The sequence below is a fragment of the Leifsonia sp. 1010 genome (assembly GCF_031455295.1).
In the GTDB taxonomy this organism is placed as follows: Bacteria; Actinomycetota; Actinomycetes; order Actinomycetales; family Microbacteriaceae; genus Leifsonia.
This window is the reverse complement of record NZ_JAVDSL010000005.1, coordinates 67,038-86,901: the sequence shown is the minus strand read 5'-3', so window position 1 is coordinate 86,901 and position 19,864 is coordinate 67,038. Positions and strand designations below refer to the sequence as shown.

Below are 19,864 nucleotides of genomic sequence, written 5' to 3'. Positions count from 1 at the left end.
TCGGGCACCGCGCCCGATCGAGACGGCCACACAAGTTCGTCTCGAAACCAAGCGGCCGTCTCGTCAGTGAGATCCGCCGGCTCCCGAGGGAGCGGCGGGGTGGGAGTGGTCGTGGCGGAATCAGCAACCCGACAGGCAGCAACCCGGTCGAACGGTCAGGCAGCGGGAGCGGCGAAGACGAAAGAGCGCACGTATGTGCTCGACACGTCCGTCCTCCTCTCCGATCCGAAGGCCATCTTCCGTTTTGCGGAGCATGCTGTCGTCATCCCCGTCGTCGTCGTCAGCGAGCTCGAGGGCAAGCGCAACGACCCCGAGCTGGGGTACTTCGCGCGGCAGGCGCTGCGCAACCTCGATGACCTGCGGGTCGAGCACGAACGGCTCGACTTCCCGATCCCCGTCGGTGACGGCGGCTCGCTGCGCGTGGAGCTCAACCACTCGAACATGTCCGTGCTGCCGAGCGGCATGCAGCTCGGCGACAACGACTCGCGCATCCTCGCGGTCGCCCTCAACCTCTCCAACGACGGTCTCGACGTCACCGTCGTCTCGAAAGACCTGCCACTGCGCGTGAAGGCCGCCTCGATCGGCCTCGCCGCGGAGGAGTACCGGCACGAGCAGGTGGTCGACTCCGGCTGGACCGGGCTCGCCGACATCTCGCTCGGCAGCGACCAGATGGCCGCGCTGTACGAAGACGAGTGGATGCGCACCGAGCTGGCCGCGGACCTTCCGGTGAACACCGGCCTCGTCATCCACTCGGACCGCGGCTCGGCCCTGGGCCGCGTCGTCGCCGAGGGCGAGGTGAAGCTGGTCCGCGGCGACCGCGACGTCTTCGGTCTGCACGGGCGCTCGGCGGAGCAGCGGCTCGCGATCGACCTGCTGCTCGACCCGGAGATCGGCATCCTCTCGCTCGGCGGCCGTGCCGGCACCGGCAAGTCGGCGCTCGCGCTCTGCGCCGGCCTCGAAGCGGTGCTGGAGCGGCGGCAGCACAAGAAGATCATGGTGTTCCGCCCGCTGTACGCGGTCGGGGGCCAGGAGCTCGGCTACCTGCCCGGCGACGCGGGCGAGAAGATGAACCCGTGGGGCCAGGCGGTCTTCGACACGCTCGGCGCGCTGGTGTCGCAGAACGTGCTGGACGAGGTGCTCGACCGCGGCATCCTCGAAGTCCTGCCGCTCACGCACATCCGCGGCCGGTCGCTGCACGACGCATTCGTGATCGTCGACGAGGCGCAGTCGCTGGAGCGCAACGTGCTCCTCACGGTGCTCAGCCGGATCGGCCAGAACTCGCGCGTCATCCTCACCCACGACGTGGCCCAGCGCGACAACCTCCGTGTCGGCCGGCACGACGGCGTCGCGAGCGTGATCGAGACGCTGAAGGGCCACCCGCTGTTCGCGCACGTCACGCTGAGCCGCTCGGAGCGCTCCGCAATCGCGGCCCTCGTCACCGAGATGCTGGAGGCCAACGAGCTCGCGTAGCCCGTCGCGCGTCATACATCGCCGCCCTCCCTCGTCTCCATGGTGACGGGGGAGGGCGCATGACTGCTGCCGACATCCAGCGGGTGCTGGGAGTGATGGGTGCTCTGGGCATTCCGCACGGTGTGCTCCGACCGGAGGGCGAGAACGGCGGGTACGACGCGGCCGTGTGCGACACACCGGACGGTCTCGTTCGGTTCCGGGCGGCTCGGGTGACGCCCCGCAAGAGCGGGCTGTTCGTCGCCGTCTGGCGGCGTGCGGCCGACGGCGGTACCGAGCCGTTCGACACGGGCGATCAGCGGCAGCTCGTGATCGTCGCCCGAGAGGGGAGCGGCTTCGGGGCGTTCGTGTTCCCGCGCGAGGTGCTCGCTTCGCGCGGCGTCCTGGCCGTCGACCATGTGGGCGGCAAACGCGGATTCCGGGTCTATCCGCCCTGGTCCGAGGTGACCAGTCCGCAGGCCACGGCGACCCAGCGCTGGCAGTGCGCGTGGTTCCTCCCGCTCACCGACGACGCACCGGGAGCCCTCGACGCCGCGAGCCGCTTATTCTGACGCGACCCACGCAATCCGCTCCTGAGTTTTTCGCGCGAATGGCGGCGTGTTGCGCGAAAAACTCAGGAGCTGTTTGCTGCGGTGGCGGCTCGCAGGGGGCCGGCGAGCCAGCGCGCGACCTCGCGGGGCGAGCGCAGGCGCACGACGACGAGGTGCGGGTGCGCGCGCTCGGCGGCCGGCACCCGCTCCGCGTACACGTTGCGGGACGAGATCGACCAGCGGATGATGTGCTCCGGGTCGCGGACGATCGTGCGCAGGCGCGGCTCGCGATTGCCGTTCCAGAGCTCCGTGCGGTGGATGCGGCGGTGCAGCGTCCGGCGCACGACGCGCGGCAGGGTCACCCGGGCGAAGGGCAGGTCGAGCCAGACGAGGAGGTCGGCGCGTTCGGCCAGCAGGTCGCGGACCGCGGAGTACTGCCACTCGGTCGTCCAGGCGTCGACCGCGGTGAAGGCACGTACGTCATCCACAAACTCCGGCCGCGGCTCCCAGCCGGGACCGTGTCGCAGTCCGTCGATCTCGGTGTGCGGTCCGCCGGTCAGCTGCGCGATGCGCCCGGCGAGCGTCGTCTTACCGCTGCCCGACACCCCGGCGACGACCACCCGCCGCGGCCTCCCCGGCAGCGCATCCCCGTACGACAACACCCCTCGACCCTAGTTGCGGGCCGAAGCAAACAGCTCCTGAGTTTTTCGCACGCGGCACGGCGTGTCGCGGGAAAAACTCAGGAGCCGTTGGCTGGAGCGCTTCGACAGATCAGCCGGGGTGAGTCATCGACAGGACGTCGAGGGCCGCGTCCAGCTGGTCGAGGGTGACCTCGCCGCGCTCGACGAAGCCGAGGTCGATGACGGCCTCGCGCACGGTGATGCCCTTGGCGACGGCGTGCTTGGCGACCTTCGCCGCGGCCTCGTAGCCGATCACCCGGTTGAGCGGGGTCACGATCGAGGGGCTCGACTCGGCGAAGGCGCGGGCGCGGTCGAGGTTGGCCTCGAGGCCGTCGATCGTCTTGTCGGCGAGCACGCGGCTGGCCTGCGTGAGCAGCCGGATGGACTCCAGCAGCGCGGTGCCCATGACCGGGATGGCGACGTTGAGCTCGAACAGCCCCGACGCGCCGCTCCAGGCGATCGTCGCGTCGTTGCCGACGACTCGCGAGGCCACCATGAGCACGGCCTCCGGGATGACCGGGTTGACCTTGCCGGGCATGATCGAGGAGCCGGGCTGGAGGTCCGGGATGTGCAGCTCGCCGAGGCCCGTGTTCGGGCCGGAGCCCATCCAGCGGAGGTCGTTCGAGATCTTGGTCAGCGAGACGGCGATGGTGCGGAGAGCGCCGGACGCCTCCACCAGCGCGTCGCGGTTCGCCTGTGCCTCGAAGTGGTTGCGCGCCTCGGTGATCGGCAGCTCGGTCTCGTCCGTCAGCAGCTCGATGACGAGCTGCGGGAAGCCGAGCGGCGTGTTGATGCCGGTTCCGACCGCGGTGCCGCCGAGCGGGACCTCGGCGACGCGGGGGAGGGCAGCGCGGATGCGCTCGATGCCGTAGCGGATCTGTGCGGCGTAGCCGCCGAACTCCTGACCCAGGGTGACCGGGGTCGCATCCATGAGGTGCGTCCGGCCGCTCTTCACGGCCTCCGCCCACAGCTCCGCCTTGGCCTCCAGCGAGACCGCGAGGTGGTCGAGCGCCGGGATGAGCTCATCGATGAGCGCGCCCGTCACCGCGATGTGCACCGAGGTCGGGAAGACATCGTTCGACGACTGCGAGGCGTTCACGTGGTCGTTCGGGTGCACCGGACGACCCAGGCGGCGCGAGGCGAGCGTCGCCAGCACCTCGTTCATGTTCATGTTCGACGAGGTGCCCGAACCGGTCTGGTACACGTCGATCGGGAACTCGGCGTTGTGGGCGCCCGACGCCACCTCGTCCGCGGCCGCGGCGATCGCGTCGGCGATCTCGTGGTCGAGCACGCCGAGGCGGGCGTTCGCGAGTGCGGCCGACTTCTTGATGCGAGCCAGCGCGGCGATCTGGGCCGGCTCGAGCACGTCGCCCGAGATGGGGAAGTTCTCGACGGCGCGCTGCGTCTGCGCGCTGTACAGGGCGTCCTTCGGGACGCGCACCTCGCCCATCGTGTCGTGTTCGATGCGGTACTCGGCGTCCGCCTGGGTGTCCACCACGGTGTGTATTTCCTTTCTGTTGGCGGGAGCTGGTGTCAGTCGCGCATGCCGACGACGACGTCGGGGACGACCCGGCCCTCCGCGAGCCGGTAGTTGGCGCCGACGATCGCGAGGGTGTTCTCGGCGACCGCGGAAGAGATGATCTCTGACTGCGCCAGCAGGTCGGAGACGGTGTCGCGCAGGTGCTCGCGGCCCACCGCCGACGCGTCGACGGCGGACGGCTCGACCGCGCCCGGGCCGGCGACACGGTGCACGGCCGGGACGATCGGGGCGATCAGGTCGGCGATGTGCGGGGGCAGCGGCTCGGCGTCCGCGGCCTGGGAGGCGATGGCCGAGGCGACCGCGCCGCAGCTGTCGTGCCCGAGCACCAGGATGAGCGGGACGTTGAGGACGGCCACCGCGTACTCCAGCGACCCGACGACCGAGTCGGAGACGACCTGCCCGGCGTTGCGCACCACGAAGGCGTCGCCCAGCCCCAGGTCGAAGATGATCTCGGCGGCGAGGCGGGAGTCTGCGCATCCGAAGATGGCGGCAACCGGCTCCTGGCCGCCGGCGACCACCTCGCGGCGGGCCACATCCTGATGGGGATGCTGCGGCTCGCCCGCGACGAAGCGGGCGTTGCCCTCGAGCATGGCGTTCCAGATCTTTCCGGGGCGCGTGGTGGGCACGGTTATTGTCCTCCTCCGAGTGAGCGGATCTGATCGGCCAGCGACGACGCCACCGTGCGGAACTCGGCGTCGATCGCGGTGCCGAAGACGATGATGGAGCTGTCGCCGGCGTGGGTCACGAGGGCGTACTCGACGTTCCCGTCGTCGGACCCTCCCGCACGGTTGTCGTAGACGTCCCAGGTCACGCCGTCGATCTCGCGGGTGCCGGCGATGCGCGACTTTGCGACCTGGTCGGACACCCAGCTGTCATTCGCGCCGAAGCCCTGTGTGATGCCGATGAACTGTTCCTTGGGCGTGATCAACCCGACGTACCAGGAGTCGACGCGGTCCGCCGTCTTGGTGCGCAGCTCGGCGTTGTTCGACTTCCACGTCGAGGGGAGCTGCGGCACGAGCAGGCGGTCCGGCTCGCTGCCCTGCGCCTCCTGCGCGACGGCGGCGTAGTCGACGGGCGGCTTGGTCGCCGTCGGGTTGCCGCGCGGGACGACGAGCACGATCACGGCGACGAGCGCGAGGGTCGCGATCAGCGAGTAGATCAGGTTGTTGATCGTCTGACGGTTGCGGTGGTTCGCCGAGTTCTGCGCCTTGCGGGCGGCCGTCTCCTCGGGCGTCTCCGGGCGGCCGAGCTCGGCGACGACCGCGGGCGGCTTGCTGTTGCGGGGGCTCATCCGCCCGAGACTTCTGACGACTGTGCGGCTACTGACGACTGCGAGGCGGCTCCTGCGCCCGAGCGCGCCGCGTCGAGTCGCGCCTTCGCGCCGATCAGCCACTCCTCGCAGTGGCGGGCGAGAGCCTCGCCGCGCTCCCAGAGGGCGATCGACTCCTCGAGCGTCGCCGACCCCTGTTCGAGCTCTCCGACCACGCGGATCAGCTCGTCGCGCGCCTCTTCGTAGCTGAGCGCGCTGAGCGGGTCGCCCGCGGGGGCGGTCTCGGAACTGGGCATGACGTCCATTCTATTTGTCCCGCTGAGGGTCCGCTGGAGCCGACGATGCCTCAGCGGACGCCGACGCTCCGTGACCCGCGGGCGACGGGAGCTCGTCCCCGGCCGTCGCGGCGAAGGAGCCGCCCGACACGGTGACGCGCAGCTCCGTTCCGGCGGTCGCTTCGGAGGGCTCGGTCACGACGTGCCCCGCGGACGTCTGCACGATCGCGTAGCCGCGGTCGAGCGTCCCCTGCGGCGACAGGGCGCGGAGCTGGCCGCGCAGTTCGGCGACGCGCGTTGTCTCGCGCTCGACGCAGCGGCCGACCAGCTCGGTGCCGCGCGCGACGTAGCGGGTGAGTTCTTCGGCACGCGCGTCGACGATCCACGAGGGGGAGGCGAGCACCGGTCGCGTGCGCAGGTGCCCGATCCTGTCGAGCTCATGCGCGATGCGCTGCGTGACACGCACACCCATCCGAGCGCGCGCCTGCTGGACGCGCGCCAACTCCTCCGCGACGTCCGGCACCACGCGCTTCGCGGCATCCGTGGGGGTGGATGCGCGCAGATCGGCGACCTCGTCGAGCAGCGGCCGGTCGGCCTCGTGCCCGATGGCGCTGACGATGGGCGTGAGCGCGGCCGCGGCCGCCCGCACCAGCCGCTCGTCGCTGAAACCGAGCAGGTTCTGGAAGTCGCCGCCGCCGCGAGCGACGATGATGACCTCGACCTCGGGGTCGGCATCCAATGCGCGGATCGCCGAGACGACCTCCGTCACGGTGCGCTCGCCCTGGACGGACGCGTGCACCACCCGGAAGCGCACCTGCGGCCAGCGCAGCTGCGCGTTGCGGAGCACATCCTTCTCGGCGTCGGAGTCTTTGCCGGTCACCAGCCCGATGGTGTGGGGGAGGAACGGCAGCCGCTTCTTGCGCTCGACCGCGAACAGGCCCTCCGCGGCGAGCTGCTGCCGCAGCCGCTCCAGCCGCTCGAGCAGGTCGCCCAGGCCGACGTGCTTCATGTCGTAGACCTGCATGGTGAGCGTGCCGCCCTTGACCCAGAAGTTGGGCTTGATGGCGGCCACGACACGGTCACCCTGCTTCAGGTCGGCCGGGATGCGCGCCTTGACCGACGACCAGATCGTGAAGCTGATCGTGGCGTCCTCGTTGAGGTCCTTGAGCTTTCCGTAGACGTTTCCGCCGGAGATGCCCCACTGCGTGATCTCGCCCTCGACCCACGCCGTGCCCAGCCGGTCGATCCATCCCTTGATCTTGCTGTTCAGCAGCGCGACCGGCCACGGAGCATCGACGGTCGGCGGCGCCGCCTGCATCGCGACCGTGGTCGTCTGGCTCACCGCCGTCTCCCATTCCGTGCTCAGCGCGCTCACGTAGGATCGAAGGGTGAGCGACGCAACCATCAGCCTCCCGATGCCGCGCATTCCCGGCGCCAGGCGACGGCTTCAGGATAACCCGGTCGTCGGACATAAGCGGGTGCTGCTGGCAGCGCCCCGCGGCTACTGCGCCGGTGTCGACCGCGCCGTGGTCGCCGTCGAGAAGGCACTCGACCTGTACGGCGCGCCCGTCTACGTGCGCAAGCAGATCGTCCACAACGTCCACGTCGTGTCCGAGCTGGAGCAGCAGGGCGCCATCTTCGTGGATGAGGTCGACGAGGTGCCGTCGGGCGCGCACGTCGTGTTCTCGGCCCACGGGGTCTCGCCGGCCGTCGTCAACGCGGCCGCCGAGCGCGGGCTCCGCGCCATCGACGCGACCTGCCCGCTCGTGACCAAGGTGCACCGCGAGGCCGTGCGGTTCTCGCGCGACGACTTCCAGATCCTGCTCATCGGCCACGCCGGTCACGAGGAGGTCGAGGGCACCGCCGGAGAGGCTCCGGACCACGTGACCCTGGTCAACGGGCCGGACGACGTCGACTCGATCGTCGTGAACGACCCGGACAAGATCGTCTGGCTCTCCCAGACCACGCTCTCGGTCGACGAGACGATGGAGACGGTCCGCCGCCTCCGCGAGCGCTTCCCGAACCTGCAGGACCCGCCGAGCGACGACATCTGCTACGCGACGCAGAACCGCCAGGTTGCCATCAAGAAGGTCGCCGAGCAGGCCGAACTCGTCATCGTCGTCGGCTCCGCCAACTCGTCCAACTCGGTGCGCCTCGTGGAGGTCGCGCTCGAGTACGGCGCGAAGGCCGCGTACCGGGTCGACTACGCCAGCGAGATCAAGCAGGAGTGGCTGGACGGCGTCTCGTCCGTCGGTGTGACGAGCGGTGCATCCGTGCCCGAGGTCCTCGTGCAGGAGGTGCTCGACGACCTCGCCGGCGCCGGCTATCAGGACGTGCAGGAGGTCAAGACGGCGGAGGAGGACCTCATGTTCTCGCTGCCGAAGGAGCTCCGCAAGGACATCACGGGCAAGCAGGATGCGCGGGCCCTCGGCGGTCGCGGGCGCTGACCCGGCGCGCTACGGCGTCTCGACCGGCGTCGACGGCGGCGTGACACCCCCGTAGAACCCGAGGAGCACCGGGTCCGTTGCGAGGATGGCCCCCGCGAAGATGATCAGCGCGAGCATGGCGACGATCCCCGCGACGAGCGGCACCCAGAACGCCAGGCGCCGCTTCACCAGCAGCCAGGCGGCGAAGCCGGCCGACACCACCCAGATGACCGCGATCACGATCGATCCGATGAGCACGAGCGTGCCGACCAGCGGCACAGGCACGTACTCGCCGAGACCGTTCGTGCTGTGCAGCAGTTGCATGGATGCGGGGATCGCCTGCAGCGTGGCGATCGAGTACGTCATCCCGAAGAAGCCGAAGACACCGAGCAGGACCGTCAGCGTGAGGTTCCAGGTGGGTGCGGGGCGCCCGTCCGCGTCCACGGGCGGACCGCCGGGAGCCGGTGGACGCGGCCCGAGGACCGGGGTCGCCGGTGCGGCCGGCACGTCATCCTCCCGCTCCAGCGGGCGCGACGTGTCGAGACGGTCCGCATCCGCCGGCGGGTGCCACACCCAGCCGGGAGGCGCGAGCTCCCCGAACTGCGGGCGCGGCCGGTCGTCCGGCTGCGGTTCCTGCTCGGCCATCGTGGCCGCCTCCCTTGCTGGAGCGCGTGGCTCGTGTGGTGCGGGCGGCGGTGCGTGACGCGACCGCCGCCCGTGACTGCTACTTGCCGGAGTGGCCGGCCGAGCCGAGCTGCTGGGTCGCCTCCACGACGCGGGCGGCCATGGCGGACTCGGCGACCTTGCCCCAGGCGCGCGGGTCGTATGCCTTCTTGTTGCCGACCTCGCCGTCGATCTTGAGCACGCCGTCGTAGTTCTCGAACATGTAGCCGGCGATGGAGCGGGTGAACGCGTACTGCGTGTCGGTGTCGATGTTCATCTTGACGACGCCGTTGCGGACCGCCTCGGCGATCTCCTCGTCGGTCGAGCCCGACCCGCCGTGGAAGACGAGGTCGAGCGGCTTCGGACCGTGGCCGTACTTGGCGGCCAGGCCGTCCTGGATCTCCTTGAGCAGCTCCGGGCGCAGCTTGACGTTGCCGGGCTTGTAGACGCCGTGGACGTTGCCGAAGGTGAGTGCGGCCATGTAGCGGCCGTTCTCGCCGAGGCCGAGCGCGTCGACCGCCTTCTCCGCGTCGGCGAGGGTCGTGTAGAGGGCCTCGTTGGAGCCCTCGTGACGGACGCCGTCCTCCTCGCCGCCGACGACGCCGATCTCGACCTCGAGGATGGCGTTGATGGCCTTGGTGCGCTTGAGCATCTCCTGCGCGATCTCGAGGTTCTCGTCGAGCGGGACCGCCGAGCCGTCCCACATGTGCGACTGGAAGATCGGGTTGCGGCCCGCCTTCACCTCCTCCTCGGAGGCGGCGATGAGGGGCAGCACGAAGTCGTCGAGCGCGTTCTTCGGGCAGTGGTCGGTGTGCAGCGCGACCGTGATGGGGTAGTTCTTGGCGACCTCGGTGGCGAAACGCGCGAACGCGAGCGCGCCGGTCGCGCGGGCCTTGACGGTCTGGCCCGCGAAGTAGTCGGCACCACCGGTAGTGACCTGGATGATCCCGTCGCTTCCCGCCTCGGTGAGACCCTGCAGCACGGCGTTGATCGTCTGCGACGACGACACGTTGAACGCGGGGTAGGCGAAGCCGCCGGCCTTCGCTTTGTCGAGCATCTCTGCGTACTGGTCCGGCGTGGCGATGGGCATTGCGGCTCCTTGAGGATCGGGGTGTCGAACGCCCTCATCATACCGAGGGCATTCGTGCCGACCGCGGGTGCACATCCGTGCGGACCCCCTGACGCGGCAGGGGGTGGTCGATACACTGGCAGCGTCCGGCGGCGGGCATCCCGCTCCGGTATCGACGACGACGTTCCGAATCCGTCCGGGAGGACCCACCATGAGCATGACCGACACCGCCACGCACTTCCAGCACCCGGACAGGAACCTGGCGATGGAGCTGGTGCGGGCGACGGAGGCAGCGGCGATCCGGGCGACGCCGTGGATCGGACGCGGCGACAAGAACGCGGCCGACGGCGCCGCCGTGGACGCGATGCGCAAGTTCCTCGGGACGGTCAACTTCGACGGCGTCATCGTGATCGGCGAGGGTGAGAAGGACAATGCGCCCATGCTGTTCAACGGCGAGCACGTCGGAAACGGACGCGGGCCCGCGGTGGATATCGCTGTCGACCCGATCGACGGCACCTCGCTGACGGCGGCCGGGCGGCAGAACGCGCTGTCGGTCATCGCGGTGTCGGACCGGGGATCGATGCTGGACGCGTCGAGCGTGTTCCGGATGAACAAGATCGTGACCGGTCCGGCCGGCCACGGTGTCGTGGACCTCTCGCAGTCGATCGGTGACAACATCCGGGCGCTGGCGAAGGCGCTGGGCAAGCCGGTCGCGGAGGTCCGGGTGGCGGTGCTGGACCGGCCGCGGCATGAGGGCCTGATCGAGGAGATCCGGGCGGCCGGAGCCGGGACGCGGCTGCTGCTCGACGGCGATGTCGCGGGCGGCATCAACGCGGCCCGTTACGAGTCGCGGATCGACATGTGCGTCGGCATCGGCGGCAGCCCGGAGGGCGTGATCACGGCGGCGGCGATCAAGGCCCTCGGCGGGTTCATGCAGGGCATGCTGGCGCCGAGCGACGACGAGGAGCGGGCGAAGGGCATCGCCGCGGGGCTGAAGATGGACACCATTCTGAGCGCGGACGACCTGGTCAAGGGCGACAACACGTTCTTCGTCGCGACCGGTGTGACCGACGGCGGCCTGGTGGAGGGCGTGCGCCGCAAGGGACCGATCATCCGGACGGAGTCGATCGTGCTCCGCTCGAAGTCGGGCACCGCCCGCCGTGTGGTGGCGGACCACCTCGCGGAGAAGTGGCTGGAGCCCGACCAGCTCTGACGCCCGGCGCGCGGGTTACGCCGCGCCGGTGTCGCGCTCTGCCTCGAGGGCGTGGGCGCGCTCCTGCTCCTCGATGGCCAGCTTGTCGATCCCGTGCATGTCGCGGGGCTCCAGCTCGCTGACGAGTTCGAACGCCGTCAGCTCGCGCGGGGCCTCCTCGATGCCCTCGATCACGCCGATGACCTTGGACTCGTCCAGCGCGTTGAGCTTGCGGGCCGCGGGGAAGACCTGGCGCTCGAACGACCCGACGAAGCCGTTGTAGTCCTTGACCGTGCGCTCCAGCGACCGGCCCAGCTTCTCGATGTGGCCGGCCGTGGTGGAGAGCCGGCTGTACAGCGTCCGGCTCAGGTCGAAGAGCTGCTTGGCCTCCTGCGTCAGAACATCCTGCTGCCAGCTGAACGCAACGGTCTTGAGCACGGACCACAGGGTTACGGGCGACGCGAGCGCGACGCGCTTGCCGAAGGCGAACTCCATGATGGAGGGATCGGCCTCGAGAGCGGACGACACGAGCGACTCGCTCGGGATGAACGCGATGACGAGCTCGGGGGAGGACTCGAGACCGGTCCAGTACGCCTTGCTGCCCAGAGCCGTGATGTGGTCGCGCACGGCCTTGACGTGCTGCTTGAGCAGCGCCTCCCGCTGTGCAGCCTCCGAACCCGTCGCCGTCGCCGGGATCTGGCTGGCCTCGAGGTATGCGTTGAAGGGCACCTTGGCGTCGAGCGCGATGCTCTTGCCGCCGGGGAGGCGCACGATCATGTCGGGCCGGCCCGCGCCGGACTCCGAGTGGATGCTCGACTGCACGTCGAAGTCGACGCGCTCGATGAGACCCGCCGCCTCCACGACGCTCCGCAGCTGGGTCTCGCCCCAGACGCCGCGAGTGCTGTTCGAGCGGAGGGCCGAAGCGAGGGCCTCCGCGGTGCTGCGCAGCCGCTCCTCCGACTCCGCCGCCGACCGGAGCTGCTGCGCGAGCTGGCCGTGCTGCTGGTTGCGCTGAGTCTCGAGCTCGATGACCTTGCGCTGCATGTCCGTCAGGCTCTCCCGCACCGGCGCCAGCGCTTGCAGCACCTTGCTCTCGGCGCGCTCCCGCTCGGCTCGGGCCTCCGCCTCGGCGCGATGCCGCTCCACCGTCTCGCGGTACTGCTCCTGGGCGGCGCGCAGCTGATCCTGGAGCGCATCCACCCGGCTGTGCGCAGCGGCGAGGTCGGCCCGGATCTCCGACTGCACGGCCGTCTCGGCCGCCCGCAGCTCGGCGAGCTCGGCCTGATGCTGGGCGGCGAGCACGACCGGGTCGACGACCGGCGCGGCGGGCTCGGCCGACGGCCGCGAGCGCAGCAGGCGCAGGACGGCGACGCCCGCGCCGATGGCGCCGACGACGAGGCCGATCAGAAGGCCGAGGAGCAGGGCGAGGATGTCCATGCCCTCAGTGTGTCAGCAGCCGCCGACACTGCCGCTTGCGCGGCCCGCGAGTCCGATCCCGTCCCGCCGAGACATGCGGAATCGCGCCAATCCGCGGCGGATCGCCGCATCATGTCGCGACTCGATCAGGCGGCGATCGGAACGCCGATGCGCCCGAGCCGGGCGCCGGTCAGCTCGGCGAGGTCCGCGATCGTGGCCGCGTCGTGCCGCCGGGCCGCGTGGATCATGATGGCCGCGCACGCCTCGGCGTCCGCCAGCGCGTCGTGGTGCGCGAAGTCCTCGAACCCCGCCGCCATCGCCGCGACGGGCAGGCGGTACGACTCCAGGTGGTACGTCTTGCGTGCCACCTGCAGGCTGCAGAGGTAGCTGTACTCCGGGCAGGCGACGAAGGTCGCCGCGCACGCCGCCCGGATCACGCCCATGTCGAAGCCCGCGTTGTGGGCGACGAGGTGGTCGTCCTCCGCGAACTCGACCAGATCGGCCAGCTGGTCGACCCACCCGGCGGCGTCGGCCACATCCTCGGGCCGGATGCCGTGGATGCGCACGTTCCACTCCTGGAAGACGTCGTGCCCCAGCGGCGGCCGGATGAACCATCCCGCCCGGTCCACCACCTTGCCGTCTCTGACCTTGACGAGTCCGACCGAGCAGGCCGATGCGGCGGAGGAATTGGCGGTCTCGAAGTCGATGGCGGTGAAGTCCAGGGTCACGTCGTCATGCTGACACGGCCCACCGACGCGGCCCGGCATCCCGCCCGCGCGCCGCCGCATCCCGCATCGAGGTGCACGTCGTTGCGGTCGACACGCCGCGTGAATGCGCATCTACGTGCACCTCAACCGCGCGGCCGGGCGTGTGGCGGTCGCGACGCGTACCATCGGCGGCATGCGATCCCGTCAGCAGCGCGACCTCCATGCCGCCTCCTTCGACCGCGCCGCAGACCTCTACGACGCGGCCCGGCCGACGTACCCGGCCGAGGCGGTCAGCTGGCTCCTCGACGGGGTGGAGGGGCGGGTGCTCGACCTCGGCGCGGGGACGGGCAAACTCACCGCATCCCTCGTCGAGCGCGGACGCGAGGTCGCCGCCGTGGATCCGTCGTCCGAGATGCTGCGCGTGCTCCAGGAACGTCTCCCCGACGTGGATGCGCGGGAGGGCGCCGCCGAGCGCATCCCCTTGCCGGACGACGCCTTCGGCCTGGTGGTCGTCGCCCAGGCGTGGCACTGGGTGGATGTCGACCGCGCGGTGCCCGAGGTCGCCCGGGTGCTCCGCCCCGGCGGCCGGCTCGGGCTGATCTGGAACGAGCGCGACGAGTGCGTCGGCTGGGTGCGCGAGCTGGGGGAGCTGATGGATGCGGGCTCGGCCGTGTTCGACGACGAGGCCGACCCGGTGGTCCCGCCGCCGTTCGGTCCGCTGGAGCGCCACGAGACCCGCTGGGTGCAGGCGCTGACGCTCGACGGCCTGCTCGATCTGGCGCGCTCCCGCAGTTACTTCATCAGTAAGGATCCGGACGGCCAGGCCGCCGTGATCCAGTCGCTGCGCCGTCTCGCTCGCGAGCATCCCGACCTCGCGGGGCGCGACACCTTCGAGCTGCCGTACGTGACCCGCAGCTACCGGGCGACGCTGCAGGGCTGAGCCGCCCGACCGTCGGCCGGCCGCATCCCACCCTCCCCGTAGAATGGACGACCGTGGCTCTCACTATCGGAATCGTCGGGCTGCCCAATGTGGGCAAGTCCACCCTGTTCAACGCGCTGACCAAGAACGACGCGCTCGCCGCGAACTACCCGTTCGCGACCATCGAGCCGAACGTCGGCGTGGTGAACCTGCCCGACCCGCGGCTTGACCGTCTCGCCGAGCTGTTCCACAGCGAGAGGACCGTGCCGGCTCCCGTGTCGTTCGTCGACATCGCGGGCATCGTGAAGGGCGCGAGCGAGGGCGAGGGTCTGGGCAACAAGTTCCTGGCGAACATCCGCGAGGCGGACGCCATCGCCCAGGTCGTGCGCGGCTTCAGCGACGCCGATGTCGTGCACGTGGCCGGCAAGACCGACCCGGCGGGCGACATGGAGACCATCAACACCGAGCTCATCCTCGCCGACCTGCAGACCCTCGAGAAGGCGGAGCAGCGGTACGAGAAGGAGGTCAAGGGTCGCAGGCTGGAGCCCGTGGTCCTCGAGACCGCGCGGGCCGCGATCGAGTACCTCAACTCGGGCAAGCCGCTGTCGACCTCGTCGATCGACCTGGAGCCGGTCCGCGAGCTGGGCCTGCTCACCGCCAAGCCGTTCATCTACGTCTTCAACGTGGACGAGGATGTGCTCACCGACGAGTCCCGTCGCGCCGAGCTGGCCGCCCTGGTCGCTCCGGCGCAGGCCGTCTTCCTCGACGCCAAGCTGGAGTCCGAACTCATCGACCTCGATGCGGCCGACGCCGCCGAACTGCTCGCGTCGACCGGCCAAGAGGAGTCCGGCCTCGACCAGCTCGCCCGCATCGGCTTCGACACCCTCGGCCTGCAGACCTACCTGACGGCCGGCCCGAAGGAATCGCGCGCCTGGACCATCCCCAAGGGTGCGAAGGCCCCGCAGGCGGCCGGCGTCATCCACACCGACTTCGAGAAGGGCTTCATCAAGGCGGAGGTCATCTCCTTCGACGACCTGATGGAGGCCGGTAGCGTCGCCGAGGCCCGCTCGCGCGGCAAGGCGCGCATGGAGGGCAAGGACTACGTCATGCAGGACGGCGACGTGGTGGAGTTCCGCTTCAACGTGTAGCTGACCTGAGGTTCCTTTCGATTCATGCGCCGTGGCTAGTCTTGTCAGACCATGAGGCTGGGCTCACATGGGTCGACTGTCGAGTTGACCATCAACGGTTATCAGTTCCCCGATGCGTCGTCCCGCTCGCGGTCGTTCGACCACGATGCCAACTGGTTGGAGATTCATGGTGTCATCGACATTGATGGCGTCGGCTGGTCATTCGACGACCCTTGTCTGCTGACGGTCGAGGCGCAAGAACTCGGGCGTTGGCTGCGTGATGCGGCCAGAGGGGGCTCGCCGGAGGATCTCTGGTTCCTGGAGCCGAATCTGGTCTTCGGTCTGAGCGATAACACCGCAGAGTGCGTCACCGTGCGCGTCACGTTCTCGCACGAGTCAGCCCCACGAGACGATTCAGCGGCGCCCGATCAGGTCATCCTGAGATTGACGCCGCAAGAGCTCGCGACGGCCGCCACAGAGTGGGAGAAGGAGCTCGCCGCCTATCCGATGCGATGACCGTGATGTGCCCGCGCGGGCACGACCAGAGCCTTCACCACCGTTGTGACCCGGGCGACCCCTTGAAGGGCCCGACCACGGCTCTCGTGATCCAGCCGCCGTAGAAGCCCCCGGGCTGCGGCGTGACGACCTCGCCGTCGACCGTGCACTCGTCCATCTGCTGGGCGTAGACGGCGACGCGGTCTCGGAGCGGCTCGAAGCCCGGCGACGGATGCGGGTAGTTCCACGCGCACGCGGGCCGAACTTCGCCTCCGCCGCGCACGTCGAGATATCGGGCGGTGCCCTTGAACTCGCAGAACGACGAGCCGTCGGCGTCGACCAGCGCGCCGGTCGCGAAGTCCGCTATCGGAAGGTAATAGACCGGCGGATGGCTTGTCTCGAGCACCCGGACAACGTTCCGGGTTTCGACGATGAGCTGCCCGCCCAGACGGATCGTGACAGGCACGGCGACGCTCTCGATGCGCGGCGGCCTGGGGTAGTCCCAGACAGACTCCTGCCCCGGTCCGGGGATCTCGGGACGCGGTCGGGGCACCTGTTCACTCTACGTCGGCGGTGATTCACTGGAGCATGGCCGCCTCACCGATGTTCCCGCTCGGCTCCGTGCTGTTTCCCTCCGTGCCCATCCCGTTGCGGGTGTTCGAGCCGCGGTATCTCACGCTGGTCGGCCGTTTGCTCGACGAGGTCGAACCGGGGTTCGAGTTCGGCGTCGTGCTCATCGAGCGCGGATTCGAAGCCGGGGGCGGCGACCAGCGCGCCTCGGTCGGGACGATGGCGCGCCTTGTGAGCGCCGCCGTGGGCGCCGATGATCTGGTCATCGTCGGCGTAGGGACCCGGCGGTTCACGGTCGAGCGATGGCTCGACGACGACCCGTATCCCCGGGCCGAGCTCTCGATGCTGCCGGATCTGGAGTGGTCCGAGGCACTCGAACCTCTACGGGCCGAGGCAGAATCGGTTGTCCGCCGCGTGGTCGCCCGCGTTGCGGAGCCGCAGTCGGATACCGACATCGAGCTGTCGAACGACCCCGTCGAAGCCGCGTGGCAACTGGCGGCGATCGCCCCGCTGGGCGAGTACGACAGGTACACCCTGCTGAGATCGACATCGTTGGGAGGTCTCCTGCGACAGACGATCGATCTGGTCATCGAAGCCGAGGAGCTCTGGTCCGCCGAGTGAGGCGTCTGGCGCGCGGATTCCCGCTTCAGTGTGGGTGACGAATCGCGTTCTCCATGGCTGCGGGCCGCCCCGGTATAAATGCAGGTGATGCGGTTATGTCCTGGTGGCTCGGACGAGCCTTCCAGCCCGTGCGGCGATGGGATATCGGGTGGGTTCGGCGAACGACGATCTGGAAACTCTGCTCTTCGAGAGCAAGACCACCGCTCCGCTCTTCGACCCGGCCTATGTTCGCCGGCAGGACCTCATCCAATCGCTGCGCGCCAGTACCTCCCGCATCGTCACGGTCGAAGCGCCCGCCGGCTACGGGAAGACGTCGCTCCTCGCCGAATGGGAACACCTCGAAGATCGGGCGACCGGTTGGCTCACGCTCCGCGAAGACGATGACGATCCGGCGGCGCTGATCCGCCTCCTGGCCCGGGTGTGCACAGCGTTCGCGTCGGAGGCCGAGTCGGTCTTCGCGCAGATCGCGACCACCCAGACGGGAGTGCTGAGCAGGCTCGCCCCGGCGCTGGCCCTTGCGCTCTCACGGTGCGAACGTCCGTTCGTTCTGTTCATCGACGACGTCCACGTGTTGAGAACGGTCGGGTGCATCGACGCCCTGGAGGTGGCTCTGGCTCGGGTGCCCGCGGGATCGCAGGTGGTGCTGGCGAGCCGGCAGCATCTGGCGGCGTTGGCCCGAGGACGCGTCGAGCTGTCGGCGGCCAGAGTCGGAGCGTCCGAGTTGCGGATCGACCTCGACGGGGCCGCGCGGATCGCCGACGAGGCGGGCGCGCATGTGGACCGGAGCCTCCTTGCGGATTGGGTGGATCGCTGTGAGGGCTGGGCGGCCGGGCTGCACATGTACGCACTGCTCTCCAGAAGCCGGCCGTTCGCCGTCACAAGCGACAACACCGCACTCGCCGACTACCTCTATCGAGAATGCGTTCGCGACCTCCCGGAGGAGACCAGGCAGTTTCTTCTCCGCACGTCGATCCTCGGCACGCATATCCCGGACCTGTGCGATGCCGTGTTGGAACGGACCGATTCGATCCGGATCCTGCGGGACCTGGAATCGCGCCAGCTCTTCGTCACCGCGGACGCGGACGGTCGCGCGTTTCGCCTTCATCCTCTGTTCCGGGAGTACCTGTCGGATGAGCTGCAGCTCGAGTCCGCCTCGCTTGTGCCAGCCCTTCACGCGCGAGCATCGCAGTGGTTCGCCGAGCGCGGGCAACTCCCGGCGGCCATCGATCACGCAATCGCGGCGGGGGAGTTCCCCACCGCCACAGCACTGGTGACCGCCGCCGGTCTCCCGGCCTACGAGGCGGGTCAGAGCGCGACACTCGGCCGATGGCTGCGTGAGATCGGCGACGCCAACCTCCTGGCGAACCCGTCAGCCGTTGTCGTCTTCGCCTGGTTCGCGGTCCTCGCAGGATCGGATGACGACGCCCGCAAGTGGGGAACCCTGTTGGGGATGGTTCCCGATGACGCTGCTGCCGCCGGAATCAACATTCCTTCGGCGAAGGCGATGATCCGGGCAATCATGATGCCCGACGGCATCGAATCAGCCCTCGAGGACGCAGAATTCGCGGCCGAGGTCGAACCGCTCGAGAGTCCGTGGCGTGACCCCGCCGTCCAGATCCTGGGAAGCACCCTGCTCCACGCCGGCTATGAGGAGCGCGCCCGGGTCGTGCTCGGCGAGGCGATCCACATCGCCAGCGTTCACGGCAATCCCGCTTCGATTGTGATCTGCGAGTCCGAGTTCGCCTTCCTCGCGATCGAGGCCGGAGCGTGGGAGCGGGCAGCGACGCACATCGAGAGAGCCCTGGACACCATCCGGGAGGGAGGCATCGAAGGCTACGTCATGTCCGCGTACGCGCACGCGGCCGCCGCCTGCCTGGAACTCCATGCCGGCCGAACGCTGTCGGGCAGACGGTACCTGGCGCGGGCCATGTCAGAACGCCAGCGCTGCGGGAGCGCGGTGCCGCTGCTCAGCATCCCGACCCGGTTGCTGCTCGTCCGTGCGCAATTGGCCGTCGGGGACGCGGACGCCGCCCGGATCCTCCTCGACGAGATCGATGAAGTCCTTCCCCCGGGGGTTCCGGGCGACGCCTTGGATACACGGAGAGCGTTCGCCCGGAATCTGCTTGCCGAGCACACGCGCACCTTGGAGCGTCGAGTCGACTCCGTGGCGCTGACCGAAGCCGAGCAGCGTGTTCTTCCGTACCTGCAGACTCACCTGACCCGCCCGGAGATCGCGCAGCGCCTGTACGTCTCGCCCAACACCGTCAAAACCCACATCAGCGCTATCTTCCAGAAGTTCGGGGTGTCGTCGCGTTCGGAGGCGGTGCGGCGGGGGGTCGAGCTGGAGCTCCTCGGCAAGGCGACCGAGCTCGCGCCGGTCTGACGGGGCCCGCGTCAATCCTGTGTCAGCACGCTAGATTCGATTCGGTAACCGGGTGACGGATCACCCGGGTTCTGAGCGAAAGAGAGATCACTGTGATCCTCGCGAACCGGTCGACTCTCTCGGTCTACAGTAACGAACGAACCGTGTCGGAGATCAGTGCGGCACTCGGGCTTGAGCCGAGCAGTAGCGCGGATGTGGGCGATCCCACGAGAGCGGCAGTGGCTGGTCGAGCGCTCGCCGCTGAGTACATGGTCCATCAGCGCGCTCAGTGGTCCCTCGACGTGGATGCACCGATCGTGGATGTGAGAGACGACCAAGGGGTCGCCTCCCTGAGAGCGCTCGTCGACGTGTTTCGGCAGAGGGCCAATGCGCTCCAATCGCTGAGGCCGGAGTGTGAGACGGTCATCTGGTGGTCCGGTTCCTCCGACAGCACTCAAGGAACCTTCGTCATGCCACCGGACTTGCTCGCGGACCTCGCCATGCTCGGGTGCGAGTTCCGGGGGACCGCGTATCT

General features: G+C 69.5%; 20 protein-coding genes. 9 read left to right on the top strand and 11 right to left on the bottom strand.

The features are described 5' to 3' along the window. Positions 1 to 105 precede the first annotated feature (105 nt). Together J2Y42_RS17750 and J2Y42_RS17745 are read left to right on the top strand one after the other, a co-directional pair. Positions 106 to 1,470 (top strand): PhoH family protein, encoded by a 1,365-nt coding sequence (locus tag J2Y42_RS17750; RefSeq protein WP_396427174.1) that lies wholly within the window; start codon positions 106 to 108, stop codon positions 1,468 to 1,470. 59 nt (positions 1,471 to 1,529) lie between these two features. Beyond that, on the top strand, positions 1,530 to 2,018 hold the full coding sequence (locus J2Y42_RS17745; protein WP_309861251.1) for a MepB family protein: 489 nt from the start codon (positions 1,530 to 1,532) through the stop codon (positions 2,016 to 2,018). A 62-nt stretch (positions 2,019 to 2,080) separates the two neighbouring features. Here J2Y42_RS17745 and J2Y42_RS17740 read toward each other — a convergent pair whose 3' ends face one another. The 6 genes from J2Y42_RS17740 to xseA all read right to left on the bottom strand — a co-directional run bounded on the left by J2Y42_RS17740 (position 2,081) and on the right by xseA (position 7,104). Further along, positions 2,081 to 2,659, bottom strand: a complete 579-nt coding sequence (locus J2Y42_RS17740; protein WP_309861249.1) for an AAA family ATPase — start codon at positions 2,657 to 2,659, stop codon at positions 2,081 to 2,083. A gap of 109 nt (positions 2,660 to 2,768) precedes the next feature. Further along, positions 2,769 to 4,175: a class II fumarate hydratase gene (locus J2Y42_RS17735; protein WP_309861247.1), complete on the bottom strand. Its 1,407-nt coding sequence runs from the start codon at positions 4,173 to 4,175 to the stop codon at positions 2,769 to 2,771. 35 nt (positions 4,176 to 4,210) lie between these two features. Continuing rightward, the gene (locus tag J2Y42_RS17730; RefSeq protein ID WP_309861455.1) at positions 4,211 to 4,807 is read right to left on the bottom strand and encodes a carbonic anhydrase; all 597 of its coding nucleotides are present in this window, start codon (positions 4,805 to 4,807) and stop codon (positions 4,211 to 4,213) included. Between the two features lie 38 nt (positions 4,808 to 4,845). Then, a complete protein-coding gene (locus J2Y42_RS17725) occupies positions 4,846 to 5,508 on the bottom strand; it encodes a DUF4245 domain-containing protein (RefSeq protein ID WP_309861244.1) in 663 nt (220 codons plus the stop codon). Next, positions 5,505 to 5,792: an exodeoxyribonuclease VII small subunit gene (locus J2Y42_RS17720; protein ID WP_396427173.1), complete on the bottom strand. Its 288-nt coding sequence runs from the start codon at positions 5,790 to 5,792 to the stop codon at positions 5,505 to 5,507. Before J2Y42_RS17720 ends, J2Y42_RS17725 begins: the two co-directional genes overlap by 4 nt. A gap of 1 nt (position 5,793) precedes the next feature. Further along, complete coding sequence (gene xseA / locus J2Y42_RS17715; RefSeq protein ID WP_309861452.1) at positions 5,794 to 7,104, bottom strand: exodeoxyribonuclease VII large subunit; 1,311 nt, start codon at positions 7,102 to 7,104, stop codon at positions 5,794 to 5,796. Between the two features lie 73 nt (positions 7,105 to 7,177). Between xseA and J2Y42_RS17710 the strand changes: the two genes are divergently transcribed. Then, the gene (locus J2Y42_RS17710) at positions 7,178 to 8,209 is read left to right on the top strand and encodes a 4-hydroxy-3-methylbut-2-enyl diphosphate reductase (protein ID WP_309861449.1); all 1,032 of its coding nucleotides are present in this window, start codon (positions 7,178 to 7,180) and stop codon (positions 8,207 to 8,209) included. Positions 8,210 to 8,218: 9 nt separating this feature from the next. Here the strand turns inward: J2Y42_RS17710 and J2Y42_RS17705 are convergent, their stop codons facing one another. Continuing rightward, positions 8,219 to 8,833 (bottom strand): DUF6264 family protein, encoded by a 615-nt coding sequence (locus J2Y42_RS17705; RefSeq protein ID WP_309861240.1) that lies wholly within the window; start codon positions 8,831 to 8,833, stop codon positions 8,219 to 8,221. Positions 8,834 to 8,912: 79 nt separating this feature from the next. After that, positions 8,913 to 9,941 (bottom strand): class II fructose-bisphosphate aldolase, encoded by a 1,029-nt coding sequence (gene fbaA / locus J2Y42_RS17700; protein WP_309861237.1) that lies wholly within the window; start codon positions 9,939 to 9,941, stop codon positions 8,913 to 8,915. A 190-nt stretch (positions 9,942 to 10,131) separates the two neighbouring features. Between fbaA and glpX the strand changes: the two genes are divergently transcribed. Continuing rightward, positions 10,132 to 11,133, top strand: coding sequence for a class II fructose-bisphosphatase (gene glpX, locus J2Y42_RS17695; protein ID WP_309861235.1), 1,002 nt, complete (start codon positions 10,132 to 10,134; stop codon positions 11,131 to 11,133). Between the two features lie 15 nt (positions 11,134 to 11,148). On the opposite strand, the gene rmuC is transcribed toward glpX, so the two are convergent. Next, positions 11,149 to 12,549, bottom strand: a complete 1,401-nt coding sequence (rmuC, locus tag J2Y42_RS17690; protein WP_309861232.1) for a DNA recombination protein RmuC — start codon at positions 12,547 to 12,549, stop codon at positions 11,149 to 11,151. Between the two features lie 125 nt (positions 12,550 to 12,674). Next, positions 12,675 to 13,256, bottom strand: a complete 582-nt coding sequence (locus tag J2Y42_RS17685; RefSeq protein ID WP_039731421.1) for an exonuclease domain-containing protein — start codon at positions 13,254 to 13,256, stop codon at positions 12,675 to 12,677. Between the two features lie 103 nt (positions 13,257 to 13,359). On the opposite strand from J2Y42_RS17685, the gene J2Y42_RS17680 reads away from it, so the two are divergent. The 3 genes from J2Y42_RS17680 (at position 13,360) to J2Y42_RS17670 (ending at position 15,797) form a co-directional block, all read left to right on the top strand. Further along, positions 13,360 to 14,175, top strand: a complete 816-nt coding sequence (locus tag J2Y42_RS17680) for a methyltransferase domain-containing protein (RefSeq protein WP_309861229.1) — start codon at positions 13,360 to 13,362, stop codon at positions 14,173 to 14,175. Between the two features lie 53 nt (positions 14,176 to 14,228). After that, positions 14,229 to 15,302, top strand: coding sequence for a redox-regulated ATPase YchF (ychF, locus tag J2Y42_RS17675; protein WP_309861227.1), 1,074 nt, complete (start codon positions 14,229 to 14,231; stop codon positions 15,300 to 15,302). A gap of 84 nt (positions 15,303 to 15,386) precedes the next feature. Further along, positions 15,387 to 15,797: a hypothetical protein gene (locus tag J2Y42_RS17670; RefSeq protein WP_309861223.1), complete on the top strand. Its 411-nt coding sequence runs from the start codon at positions 15,387 to 15,389 to the stop codon at positions 15,795 to 15,797. Positions 15,798 to 15,831: 34 nt separating this feature from the next. Here J2Y42_RS17670 and J2Y42_RS17665 read toward each other — a convergent pair whose 3' ends face one another. Then, the gene (locus tag J2Y42_RS17665) at positions 15,832 to 16,329 is read right to left on the bottom strand and encodes a DUF427 domain-containing protein (RefSeq protein ID WP_309861221.1); all 498 of its coding nucleotides are present in this window, start codon (positions 16,327 to 16,329) and stop codon (positions 15,832 to 15,834) included. A gap of 50 nt (positions 16,330 to 16,379) precedes the next feature. On the opposite strand from J2Y42_RS17665, the gene J2Y42_RS17660 reads away from it, so the two are divergent. After that, the gene (locus tag J2Y42_RS17660; RefSeq protein ID WP_309861446.1) at positions 16,380 to 16,967 is read left to right on the top strand and encodes an LON peptidase substrate-binding domain-containing protein; all 588 of its coding nucleotides are present in this window, start codon (positions 16,380 to 16,382) and stop codon (positions 16,965 to 16,967) included. 148 nt (positions 16,968 to 17,115) lie between these two features. Then, the gene (locus J2Y42_RS17655) at positions 17,116 to 19,350 is read left to right on the top strand and encodes a LuxR C-terminal-related transcriptional regulator (RefSeq protein WP_309861218.1); all 2,235 of its coding nucleotides are present in this window, start codon (positions 17,116 to 17,118) and stop codon (positions 19,348 to 19,350) included. Positions 19,351 to 19,864 lie beyond the last annotated feature (514 nt).

Excerpts from the sequence above, each read along its gene's own strand:
- J2Y42_RS17730 (WP_309861455.1), bottom strand. The coding sequence starts at position 4,807 with ATGCTCGAGGGCAACGCCCGCTTCGTCGCGGGCGAGCCGCAGCATCCC.
- J2Y42_RS17705 (WP_309861240.1), bottom strand. The coding sequence starts at position 8,833 with ATGGCCGAGCAGGAACCGCAGCCGGACGACCGGCCGCGCCCGCAGTTC.
- J2Y42_RS17680 (WP_309861229.1), top strand. The coding sequence starts at position 13,360 with ATGCGCATCTACGTGCACCTCAACCGCGCGGCCGGGCGTGTGGCGGTC.
- J2Y42_RS17745 (WP_309861251.1), top strand. The coding sequence starts at position 1,530 with ATGACTGCTGCCGACATCCAGCGGGTGCTGGGAGTGATGGGTGCTCTG.
- J2Y42_RS17710 (WP_309861449.1), top strand. The coding sequence starts at position 7,178 with ATGCCGCGCATTCCCGGCGCCAGGCGACGGCTTCAGGATAACCCGGTC.
- glpX (WP_309861235.1), top strand. The coding sequence starts at position 10,132 with ATGAGCATGACCGACACCGCCACGCACTTCCAGCACCCGGACAGGAAC.
- J2Y42_RS17660 (WP_309861446.1), top strand. The coding sequence starts at position 16,380 with ATGTTCCCGCTCGGCTCCGTGCTGTTTCCCTCCGTGCCCATCCCGTTG.
- fbaA (WP_309861237.1), bottom strand. The coding sequence starts at position 9,941 with ATGCCCATCGCCACGCCGGACCAGTACGCAGAGATGCTCGACAAAGCG.
- J2Y42_RS17725 (WP_309861244.1), bottom strand. The coding sequence starts at position 5,508 with ATGAGCCCCCGCAACAGCAAGCCGCCCGCGGTCGTCGCCGAGCTCGGC.
- J2Y42_RS17720 (WP_396427173.1), bottom strand. The coding sequence starts at position 5,792 with ATGGACGTCATGCCCAGTTCCGAGACCGCCCCCGCGGGCGACCCGCTC.
- rmuC (WP_309861232.1), bottom strand. The coding sequence starts at position 12,549 with ATGGACATCCTCGCCCTGCTCCTCGGCCTTCTGATCGGCCTCGTCGTC.